Here is a 10,787-nt window from a genome sequence, read left to right as displayed (position 1 = left end):
AATACCAACGAACAGCCCAAAGAATGATTTCACCTTGAAAGTGCCGACCGTGGAAGGGATTCATCTGCTGTATCTCGAAATAAATAAGATATTTAGCTTATCATGTCAGCCTATTTGCAACAGTGCCCTATAAAAAGGGAGCTTTAGAGACTGTAAATAAAACTGTATTTACACAGAATTATTTACACCCTCGTGTGACAGTGCCGCCCTAAATTAAATAACAAATTTTTTCTATCTTTACTCTTGAATTGTCATTTAGATCAGGATAACTACAATAATTCTCTGATCCCCCAAATCTCTCAAGTTTTTCTAATATTTTCCTGTACATACCTCCCTTTTAAGCGTATCTAGATTTGTATTTGGAATTATATATTCTTCTTTTGTAGGTTCCATAGCTATTGGATCACCTGTTACTTCTTTGTACATAACTCCTCCTAGTCTTCGGAATTTTTCTTGTTCGCAATCTATCTCATATAGAACTGTTGACCTATTCTTCTCCTCTTTAAACTCGGTTTCTACCCAAGCTCTTGTTATTTTGGGATTCTTTGTACTATTTAATTTTATAATTTTAGATTGATAATTTGCATTATCTATAATTATTTTTGCAAATATATTTTGAGCATTAAGAACCATTACGCTGATTAATGTAATTTTTAATAGTCTTTTCACCTACTTAGTCTCTTTAAAGCTAATTTCCAGAAATATACTTATATTATTTCTGTTGTTCAATTTATTTTTTAATTTAATAATTTTAAATGGGTTAAATGGGTAAGGACACACAAATGGGAAAAACTCCCTGTTGCTATACGAGATCAATTTAAGAAGTAACTAGCCAAAGTCATAGAGCAGCCACATATTCCAAAGAATATGCTGAGAGGCAATCTTGCAGGTTGCTATAAAATTAAATTATTAAAAGCTGGTGTCAGACTTGTCTATCAATTTAAAGATGATCAGGTAGTTATCTTGCTCATCACAGTCGGGAAACGAGCTGATAGCATAGTTTATGACGAAGCTAAAAAGCGTATTAAAGACTAAAAATGGGAGCTTATAGCTCCCATTTTGAATGGGTTCTAACATTTTGACTTTGCATAGCACCTATTATATTAATTTTAGGAATACTTAAGTTTAGTTAAGAACAATAGTCTTGTTTAAATCTTGAATAAGGAACATTTCTACGTTGTGTTAGATCTTTCCCTTTTAAATCATTGGCTAATTTATCTGATAATTCTTCACTAGATTTTATTTTGTTTGGAACCCATGAATAAGCATGTCTAGGTAAAATTTCAAAAAGATTAGTCATACCAGGTACATAAGAATACTTAAATTGAGTATAAACTTGATCATAGAATCCCTTACAGATTCTATCATTTTCTTTTGAAACTAAATTTCTATTCATAGATGTTGAGAAGTCATATAAGCTCCCATTTTTGTATTCATAATCATATTTTTTCCCAGTTTTAGGACTTTGGCTTGATGTTATTTTTATACCTGAATTAAGCTCTGAAATAGTAATATCTAATGACTCTTTGAATTCAATAGTTTCAGATTTAATTAATTTTGCTAGATCGTTAAACTCATATATAAAATAATGGCTTTCTGGGCTACTCATACCAAACCATGCGCCACATGTACTTGTTACAACATAAGTATTCTGCTGTTGCTTATATATCTTTTCTAAGATTTCACATTGTGGGTCGATCTCACTAATAAAACCAGCATTTCTATTATTGTTCTCAATAGAAAATGGATACTGTTTTACATATAACTCACTGTATTTATTTGTTATTTTATATAAACCAATATTTTCTGGATAACCTTCATTATTTTTTATAAATTTGAATGGCTTAACTTCAATGGCATACGCAACACTACCAGCCATTATGAGAATATTTAGTAGAAATATTTTAGAAAGAGGACTTTTCACTTTAAATACCTTATAAGTTTAAATTATAAAGTAATTTTAGCTACTAATTAAAAAAAAGGTGAAATATTCAATTATTAATTGTCCATTTAACATAATGGTGGTTATACGCAATACACTTGTATATTAATATAAATATCAGATACTTAATAAAACCAGAAAAATCTAAAAATGCACAAAAAGCCGATTTTGAAACAAGTCGGCTTTTTTATGAGCGGTTTTGATATTTTTTGCCAACATTTTTGCTCAAAAAACACTCAAAACAGAAAATCACCTACAATCTATAAGGCTTTCAACCTGAAAAAAATCCACAATTTATGGGGATAACTCTGGGGCTATTTTTAAGCCATTTTTGTACGCTTTGACGTACAGTAATTTAAGGAATCTGCTTCTAGCTGATCAAAGCTTTATTTCTTATGATGTAGTCAAGGAAAGCAGGAAGCTCCAAACAACAAGAATAAGAAAGATCAGCACAAGGATGGTTAGGTACGACAGAAGTTATACCTTGCAACCAAACACGAAAAACCCCGACAGGATGTCGGGGTTTTTTATTACCATTTGAAAACTGACTAAGTTCACTATAAAATATAGACTATAATCTATATTTTGGTTGTGATATGTGGACAGTCATCACAACAGATCTGTTTAATGAGTGGCTTGAGCAGCAAGATGAATCAACACAAGAGAAAGTCCTCGCAGCTTTGGTCGTTCTACAGCAGCAGGGACCTAGCTTAGGTCGCCCTTTAGTGGATACCGTGTATGACTCTAAATTTACCAATATGAAAGAGCTACGCGTTCAGCATAGAGGTAAACCACTTAGAGCCTTTTTTGCATTTGATCCATTACGACAGGCCATTGTGCTTTGCATCGGTGATAAAGGCGGTAAAAAGCGTTTCTATAAAAGAGATGCTGGACATTGCAGAACAGCAATACGAACTTCATCTCTCAACCCTAGGAGAACAATCTAATGGCTAAAACCTTACAGGAATTATTGGTTAGTCGCTCTCCAGAGAGCCAAGCACGTATTAAAAAAATGGCTGATGAGCTACTGTTAGAGACTCAGCTCCATCTTATTCGAGAAGAGTTAGAGATTTCCCAAAAAGAACTTGCTGAAACTTTGGGAATAAAACAGCCATCACTTTCAGCAATTGAAAATCGTGGTAATGATTTAAAGATTTCAACCATGAAAAAGTATGTTGAGGCAATGGGTGGTAAGCTCCGTATTGATGTGGAGCTTCCAACAGGAAAACATATAGGATTTAATGTGTAACGATAAAAAAGGTAGCTATAAGCCACTGCTGTCCCACAATTTTTCACAAGAGGAAGCTTAAATAAGCTTCCTCTTGTTTAATGGGGATTTTATCGGGTGAGAATAAAGCTTTTAACGTTTTTCTTTCAAACAAATTCACTTGAATGATTCTGAGTAAGCGCTGCACTGTCCAGCCTTCTTTCCCCAGATGTTGAGCGAAACTCACCAGCAAATAGGCGATTAACGCGATCCAAATTTGAGTTTGTATGGCATTACGGCTTCGGCCTAGAAATGACTTTAATTTTAAATTCTGTTTAAGTGCTTTAAAGAACAGCTCCACTTTCCAACGGTCTTTATAAATTGCAGCAATCGTTAATGCTGCCAGATGAAAGTTATTACTCAGAAACTCAAACGTCCTGTTCTTATCGGTATCATAAAATTCTATACGTCTTAATAATTTGGGAGCACCTCTTTTCTTTGCATAAGCACTACTTAATTCAATCCATTCATCCGCAATAATACCTTTAGATGCTAATACGCTGCGGCTAGATTTCACTTGATAAACTGTCTTTGGGCGCAATCGGGTGACAAAACTGACCTTTTGATGAGTCAATTGGGCAAACCATTGATAATCAATATATCCTTTGTCAAATACGACAATACTGCCAGCAGGAAATTTGAATGCTCTGCCTTGTACCATATCATTTTCAATGCCATCCCCAAGCGCCACAAATTCAGGAATGGTATTGCTGTAATTTAAGCCAACGCTAAGTTTCATGCTGGCTTTGGATTCATGCACTTTGGCCCATTCACATAAGGAAAATGACAGATCAATATGGCTGGCATCCAGGGAATATAAGGGATTCTTAAAGCGGAATTTATGAGCTACTTTTGAGTGTTCATAAGATTTAAGCAAGGTGTAAAATAGCTGTTCATACAAGGCTGCAGGCTGTTCCTGATTGATTCGAGCCAGTGTACTGCGAGGGTGATAGACTTTGCTCCGAGAGCATTCAGCTTTTCTTGTTGACACTCTAGATTAGATTGAATATCCCGCAGACTTTGTCTGCAGGAAAGTTGAGACATCAGTATGGCAATGAACTGATCCCATCTTGAAGCGGCTCTAAATTTCTGACCGACATGATGTATTTGAACAAGACGTTCAAAATCTTGTCGGAGTATGGGTTTAATCAATTGATGAAATACGGTATTCTGATATGACAAAACCTGAGTCCTTGGTCGTTAAAGTGTTGGTTCGCACTTATATTTTAACGATTCAGACTCAGGTTTTTTTATTTAAATCAAACTATGGGACAGCAGTGAGCTATAAGCTCCCTTTTTTGTGTTAGAAACCATTTAAAGTGTCTGTATTCTCACCATTAAAAATGTCTGGTTTATGATGATCTAAATAACTTCTCAGGATATGACTCTATGAACGACACTGAAAATCAAAAAAAACTCCCATTCTCAGAGGATGAATTACTCGAAAATATAGATGAATATAAAGCACATGCAGATGAAATTACTGTGCTTACAGAAACCGAATTCGATTATTCATATTTCAAACACTCTACTCCATTTTTTCAAAAACAAATTAATTACTGTAGAGACAAAACCCTTGCTACATAAGGTTTTGGAGTCGTTTGTCTAAAAATAATCATAAAACAACCTAGAGCCTGTTTATTTCCTCTTTGTATCCTTAAACGGATAAGATTTTAGAAAAACCGATGGCTCAGAATTAAAAATCATTTAACTTTTATTTGTAATTGTAAACCGAAAGTATCGAGTAATTTCTGCATGGATTTCAAAGTAGGATTGCTCCCTGGTTGCTCCATTTTTTGCAGTGTCTGTGGCGCAATCTTAGTAATTTTAGCCATATCATTCAGTGTTAAATGTAGCTCTGTTCGAATAAATCGAGCAACTTGATAAAAAGACCAGTCTGGATGATTATTGATGGTTTCAAGCACAGATAGTCTTTTTTCCATTTGTTGAATAGGGGTCAATGGTTTAAAACGTTTATCCATGGCTGATCTCCTCCAACTGCTGGCAAATATTGATTATTCGATATTGGCTATTTTCCAGAATTTCATCCGCTACTTGAAGAGCCTGCATCTTTTCTAACAATCCCCGATAAATTGGTAACTGTTCAATTAATAAAGTTTTAATTTCTTGTGGACCAATCGAAGTGCTTTCAGCTATCTGCTCAATCACAGAACTCAAAAGTGGCATACCACCATGATCATCTCTTTCCCAACGAGTAGTACGTGCAATACCATCAGGATGTAACCACATTGGCGCAAAATCAAATAATGGTGTGAGCTGAATTTTACCATTATTGAAGCGTTGGATTGCTGTATTGCGAGTATGGTTATCTTTATTGCCTAAGGCAACATTTGCGAGATCACGCTTCAAATACTCAAATACTTCCTGCTTTGGTTCGGTACAAGCCTCCATAAGCAGGGTACATATTTGATTATGGGTCATTCTAACCCCAAAGCCCGCCTTCCCACCTAGAGATGCAAGGCTTTCCTGAGCAATTCTTTCAACTTTGCCATTAATTACTTTGCGATCAAATCTTGGAATAAACAAAGTCTTGCCATGTAGCTCAAGATCCCGGTGTACACGTAGTTGCAAGTACTGAGCGACTTTCATATACAAAGCTTCGTTCATCAGGATTTTATTCAAATTTTGATCACTGCCGCGGCTAAATTTAACCAACCAATGCTGCTTAACTTGATCATCTGGAAGAGTATGATCTAGATAGAAAAGATCATCATAACCTTGTGTTAACAACAATTTTGGCCACTCACCCTGAATACCAGATGAACCAGCAATAAAAAGTCCATAAGATGCGAGCGATTCAATAAACTTCTCTTTACGTTCAATAATTTGGCTTAGGCTAAATCCCTGATTCTGCAGCTTTGGGAAATGACTTTGTAACCACTCATGAGCCTCTTTGACTCGCAGATTCCCAATTGGATTTCCTGCGCCTGCTTTTAAAAGCGCCCAGTCCGCTTGTTCCTGAACATTCTCAGAAAAATCAAGCTGTATTAGTAATTCTTTGCGGCCGTATCCTTGAGGTAATAGATCCATAAGAAATGCTGGCCAAGTTGATTCCAATCTATTTTGAACGTTCACTGGTAAGTCATAAGCAAGCGCATGACCATCTCTTAGATCCATATATGAAATAGCATATTCGAACAAATATGATGTACGTGTAGCTGCCTGCCATCCAGCATTTTGATCATCCGTAACCTCAACCAAAGCACAGTCATGCCATTCATAGTCTTGGTAGATTTGCAGTGTACAGTATTGCTTCATAATTTTATTAAAATAGTAAAATATAATGATTTTATTGATTATATATCTATTTTAATATAAAAGTATAATTAAACTAAAAATCTCAATGATCACTCTAGGTGTCTAAGAAGAACTTATACATTTCTCAAAATTGCAATAAACTCATCTGATTTGCAGTAGAATTGATCAATATTAGGTTAAATCTCACCTCCTTATATTTTAGCTATCCTTTACATCATGTCAGAACGTCAACAACTCAGCCTTAGTGAATACCTTGCCACTGTACAGGAAGTCATCCATCTGACTTTTGATGGGGCAGTGTGGGTCAAGGCTGAGATCCGTAATTTAAGTATTAAAGGCGGTCACTATTATCTTGAGTTGGCTGAGAAAGATGAAGAAAGCCATAAGGTGATCGCTAGTTGTAAAGGCACCATTTGGAAATTTACGGCACAAAAAATAGTTCTAAAGTTTGAACGAGAAAGTGGTATTGAACTGTCGAAAGACCTGAATGTACTGATCAAGGTCAAAGCTAGATTTGATCCGCAATATGGCTTCTCGGTCAATATCGAAGATATCGACTCTAGCTTTACTCTAGGAGACATCGCCAAACGCTATCAGCAGATTCTGCTGCGACTGACTGAGGAAGGCCTGCTCAATAACAATAAACAGTTGCCGGTACCCTTTGATATTCAGAATGTCTTGGTCATTGCACCGGAAAATGCTGCAGGGTTAGGTGACTTTAAAAAAGATGCGGATGCCCTGGCTCAGGCTGGTGTCTGCCATTTCGTTTATCATTCAGCAACTTTTCAGGGTAATACTGCTTCTGCCAGCATCATTCAGGTTTTGGGCCGTGCCTTAAGACAGTGGGCTCAAGATTACTTGATAGCACCAGACCTTATTGTGATTATCCGTGGTGGTGGAGCCGTGAATGACCTAGCTTACCTGAATGATTATGATCTGGCCGCACTGCTGTGTAAAAGAACTGTGCCTATCTGGGTCGGTATTGGCCACGAGAAAGACCACACTATTTTGGATGAAATTGCACACCGTTCCTTTGATACTCCGAGTAAAGTGATCGCAGGGATCCGTAACCTGATTGTGGAGCGAGTCAATGAAGTTAGTACTGCTTTGCAGACCATCAAGCTACTGTCACAGCACCAGTTGATCACCTACCAGAGCCAGAGTGATCAGTATCTGAAAACTATCAAAACTCTGACACAGAACCAGATCAATGAAGCCCAACGTAGAGTTGATATGCTGAAGAGTGATACTAAGTATCTTGCTCAACAACAGATTAAACTAGCTTCACAGCAGGTAGAGTCATTGATGAGGGAAACCTTGCTACAGAATCCACGTAATGTGATGGCCAAGGGCTATGCAATTGTCCGTAGCCAAGGCAAAGCCATCCGTTCCATACAGCAGATTACTGACCAGCAATTACAGATTGAACTTAAGGATGGCACCATTGATGCCACCGTGACACAGGTAAACGCACATGAACAATGAAGAACTAAGTTTCAAGAAAGGTTATGAAATTCTCAAGAAAAATGCCGAATTTCTTGAATCTCAGGAAGAACCGGATATTGATAACCTTATGGCGATCGTTGAAGAGTCCATGACTGCCTATAAAGCCTGCAAATTACGTATTGATGCTGTGCAACAGGCGTTGAATGACACCTTTAAAGAATAAAAATTCTAGGTCGAGAAAAGTCTAGAATGTTCTAGAAATAAAGGACATGAGATGGTGAAAACTGACAGTTAACCCAATAAATTTGCTTGAGCAGAGTTTTATTACTAACCACCTTTTCCTCGAGAGGTGTTACATGGATCCCAAACAACATACTTACGTTGTTAAATGGTTGACTGAGGATCAAGCCTGTGTCGGCTTATGTGTCGAGTTCTTCATTAAGCTGACTTAAACCAAATAGGTGAGGCTAATTAATTTAATGGCTGATCTTTAATAATCCCTGCCAGCTGAAATAGTTTTGGGTCAAATGGGTACGATTCATGGACCACTTTCGTTGTGGCAAGTAGCAGCTGCCAACAGCTAATTTAGTTTTCCCATATCTCGCCTGTACCGCTTCTAAAGTCTGCATGAGGCTTTCATTACTTTCACGCTGGCTGTGGTCCGTCAGCAGGTCAGGAGTAAAGCGCTGCTTAGCAATTAAATCCGTCAGAATTACACCACACTTTTTATATTTCACGTCAGATTTATAAATGTGTTCCAGCAGTTGCATAGCTGTTTTAATCAGATCCAAAACACAATCCGTCGGTTCAGGAAACTCAAAAGCCAACGATTTACTGTAATAGGGAACCTTTGAATCAAAAGGATTCGATTGCACAAAAGCAATGACACATCCACATAAGGAAGCGTCTGCTCGTAAACGTATGACCGCATCCTGTACATACTTGCCCATAGCCTCTTTGAGATCATCTTGCTCGGTAACTTTTTCACCAAATGAACGACTTGCTATGATTTGCTGTTTGGGGGGAGGGGCATCATCTAACTGCATACAAGAAACACCTTGCAGCTCCAATACTGTTCTTTGCATTACCACAGAAAAAAGGCTCGCCATGCGATGAGAATCTTGCATCACTAAATCCAGTACCGAATAGATTCCCATGGCATTTAGTTTTTTAACTAACTTACGACCAACGCCCCAAACTTCACCGACCTCAATGTCTGAATAAAGCATTTCCTGATCTAGGAAATCCATATTGAGTAAGTTACACACACCCTTGAAACCCTGTCTTTTTTTGGCAAGATGGTTGGCCATTTTGGCTTCAGTTTTACTACGCCCGATACCAATCGAGACGGGCAAGCCAATCCAATCCAACAATCGTTGTTTCATGTGATGCGCATACTGAGTTAAGTCAAAATTTTGTGCATAACTGGTCAGGTCTAAAAAACACTCATCAATTGAATAGATTTCCTGTTCAGGTGGCGCAACAAAACTAGCCAAAATTGAATGAAAACGCTTGGACATTTCAGCATATAAAGCATAGTTACTGGATAACACCACGACCTGATGTTGCTGAACAATATCTTGTATTTGAAAGAGAGGAACGCCCATTTTGATGCCCAGCGCTTTGGCTTCATTACTTCTTGCCACAGCACAGCCATCGTTATTGCTGAGAACAATGACAGGTTTGTTGTTTAGACTGGGATTAAATACCCGCTCACAACTGACATAACAGTTGTTAATATCAATCAGGGCATAAATCCGCTCGTAACTGCTCATCTGAACTTCTTGATCACACTGGTAACCACACCCCAAATCAGCATGGTTTGATTATCTTTCAAATAGATATCAGCAAAATCAGGATTAGCCGCCTGCAACCAGCATTGATTACCCTCAATCATTAAACGTTTAATCGTAAAATCATTGTCTATCAATGCCAGAACAATATCCCCATGCTTGGCTTCAATACTACGGTCAACGATTAGCTTGTCATTCAGATCAATCCCTGCATCACGCATGGATAAGGATTCCACTTCAACGATAAAGGTTGCCTGTTGGTTTTGAATAAGAAACTCGTTTAGATCAAGGGTCTTATCGATATAGTCCTGAGCAGGGGAAGGGAAGCCTGCAGCAACTTTTTGCAAAGCAACAGGAATCTCATAATGTGTTTTTGTCTCAAGCAATGTAATAGAGGAAATATCGTTAAACTTTGGAGTGTCATTTTTTTTCAGGTATTTCTTGATTTCCAATACACGAGACTCTGGCACCCGAATGACCTTGGTCGGTTCGTTATAGACAAAAGGACGGCCAGAACCTTTGCGTGCACCACCATGCTTATTTTGCGTCATTTTTATTATCAATCTTGATTATGTAACATAATTAAGATTATAGAAAACTCAGAATATAAAAACAAGATTGTCCGTTCTTTAATAAAGTATTATCCCAAATCTTGGGATTGCCATGATATTAGCAAAGCCACAAGATCAGTCAGACGACACAATAAAGATTGTCTAATCCTTGATCGTAGAGACTTTATATTTGAAGCAACAGAAGACCTAAAGGGCTTTACTGGTATCCATTGATTGTTCAGCAACATTAAATAAAACCGTGGAACATTGATTAAAGAATAGGCGTGGAACGTGAAAAATCATAAAAAAAGCCCACTCGAGGGTGAGTGGGCTGTAAACTAGGTGTTAGCATACTGAATTATAACACAATTTAAAAAGCTGTTGTTATTCACCAATTAAAATGTCTATGCGATAAACCATTTAAAATGTCCTGTTTTTAACTGCAAGAGTCAAGAACAGGATTTAAATTTCTTTGTTCATTGCTAGCTTTCTGAGCTTTACGACTCGGC

General features: G+C 37.3%; 11 protein-coding genes and 2 pseudogenes. 6 read left to right on the top strand and 7 right to left on the bottom strand.

Features of this window, described 5'->3' with window-relative positions; translation table 11 throughout:
- Positions 1-309: 309 nt before the first annotated feature.
- On the bottom strand, positions 310-669 hold the full coding sequence (locus tag FTV28_RS13035) for a surface-adhesin E family protein (RefSeq protein WP_179989163.1): 360 nt from the start codon (positions 667-669) through the stop codon (positions 310-312).
- 171 nt (positions 670-840) lie between these two features.
- On the opposite strand from FTV28_RS13035, the gene FTV28_RS13030 reads away from it, so the two are divergent.
- On the top strand, positions 841-1,035 hold the full coding sequence (locus tag FTV28_RS13030) for a type II toxin-antitoxin system RelE/ParE family toxin (protein WP_050595110.1): 195 nt from the start codon (positions 841-843) through the stop codon (positions 1,033-1,035).
- 94 nt (positions 1,036-1,129) lie between these two features.
- On the opposite strand, the gene FTV28_RS13025 is transcribed toward FTV28_RS13030, so the two are convergent.
- Positions 1,130-1,924 carry a hypothetical protein gene (locus FTV28_RS13025; RefSeq protein WP_031946098.1) on the bottom strand — a complete coding sequence of 265 codons (795 nt, stop codon included), beginning with the start codon at positions 1,922-1,924 and terminating at the stop codon, positions 1,130-1,132.
- A gap of 614 nt (positions 1,925-2,538) precedes the next feature.
- Between FTV28_RS13025 and FTV28_RS13020 the strand changes: the two are divergent.
- Positions 2,539-2,896: pseudogene (locus FTV28_RS13020) on the top strand (type II toxin-antitoxin system RelE/ParE family toxin).
- A complete protein-coding gene (locus FTV28_RS13015) occupies positions 2,889-3,191 on the top strand; it encodes a helix-turn-helix domain-containing protein (protein WP_096902794.1) in 303 nt (100 codons plus the stop codon). The pseudogene FTV28_RS13020 and the gene FTV28_RS13015 overlap by 8 nt, the downstream one beginning before the upstream one ends.
- Before the next feature lie 43 nt (positions 3,192-3,234).
- On the opposite strand, the pseudogene FTV28_RS13010 reads toward FTV28_RS13015, so the two are convergent.
- Positions 3,235-4,391 (bottom strand): annotated as a pseudogene (locus FTV28_RS13010) (IS4 family transposase).
- Positions 4,392-4,598: 207 nt separating this feature from the next.
- Here FTV28_RS13010 and FTV28_RS13005 point away from each other — a divergent pair.
- Positions 4,599-4,796, top strand: coding sequence for a hypothetical protein (locus FTV28_RS13005; protein WP_096902802.1), 198 nt, complete (start codon positions 4,599-4,601; stop codon positions 4,794-4,796).
- A 116-nt stretch (positions 4,797-4,912) separates the two neighbouring features.
- Here FTV28_RS13005 and FTV28_RS13000 read toward each other — a convergent pair whose 3' ends face one another.
- Both FTV28_RS13000 and FTV28_RS12995 read right to left on the bottom strand, forming a co-directional pair.
- The gene (locus FTV28_RS13000; RefSeq protein WP_000361155.1) at positions 4,913-5,191 is read right to left on the bottom strand and encodes a helix-turn-helix domain-containing protein; all 279 of its coding nucleotides are present in this window, start codon (positions 5,189-5,191) and stop codon (positions 4,913-4,915) included.
- Complete coding sequence (locus FTV28_RS12995) at positions 5,184-6,488, bottom strand: type II toxin-antitoxin system HipA family toxin (protein ID WP_000816116.1); 1,305 nt, start codon at positions 6,486-6,488, stop codon at positions 5,184-5,186. Before FTV28_RS12995 ends, FTV28_RS13000 begins: the two co-directional genes overlap by 8 nt.
- A 216-nt stretch (positions 6,489-6,704) precedes the next feature.
- On the opposite strand from FTV28_RS12995, the gene xseA reads away from it, so the two are divergent.
- Both xseA and xseB read left to right on the top strand, forming a co-directional pair.
- Positions 6,705-7,973 (top strand): exodeoxyribonuclease VII large subunit, encoded by a 1,269-nt coding sequence (gene xseA, locus FTV28_RS12990; protein WP_000004127.1) that lies wholly within the window; start codon positions 6,705-6,707, stop codon positions 7,971-7,973.
- Complete coding sequence (gene xseB / locus FTV28_RS12985) at positions 7,963-8,157, top strand: exodeoxyribonuclease VII small subunit (RefSeq protein ID WP_001058302.1); 195 nt, start codon at positions 7,963-7,965, stop codon at positions 8,155-8,157. The genes xseA and xseB overlap by 11 nt, the downstream gene beginning before the upstream one ends.
- A 253-nt stretch (positions 8,158-8,410) precedes the next feature.
- Here xseB and FTV28_RS12980 read toward each other — a convergent pair whose 3' ends face one another.
- Both FTV28_RS12980 and FTV28_RS12975 read right to left on the bottom strand, forming a co-directional pair.
- A complete protein-coding gene (locus tag FTV28_RS12980; RefSeq protein WP_000100479.1) occupies positions 8,411-9,709 on the bottom strand; it encodes a Y-family DNA polymerase in 1,299 nt (432 codons plus the stop codon).
- Positions 9,706-10,278 carry a LexA family transcriptional regulator gene (locus tag FTV28_RS12975; protein ID WP_000193118.1) on the bottom strand — a complete coding sequence of 191 codons (573 nt, stop codon included), beginning with the start codon at positions 10,276-10,278 and terminating at the stop codon, positions 9,706-9,708. Before FTV28_RS12975 ends, FTV28_RS12980 begins: the two co-directional genes overlap by 4 nt.
- Positions 10,279-10,787: the final 509 nt, after the last annotated feature.

Origin of the sequence: Acinetobacter sp. YH12252, from assembly GCF_013417365.1 — a bacterium.
GTDB lineage: Bacteria > Pseudomonadota > Gammaproteobacteria > Pseudomonadales > Moraxellaceae > Acinetobacter > Acinetobacter towneri.
Note: the sequence above shows the minus strand (reverse complement) of the source record. Positions and strands in the feature narration are given on the sequence as shown.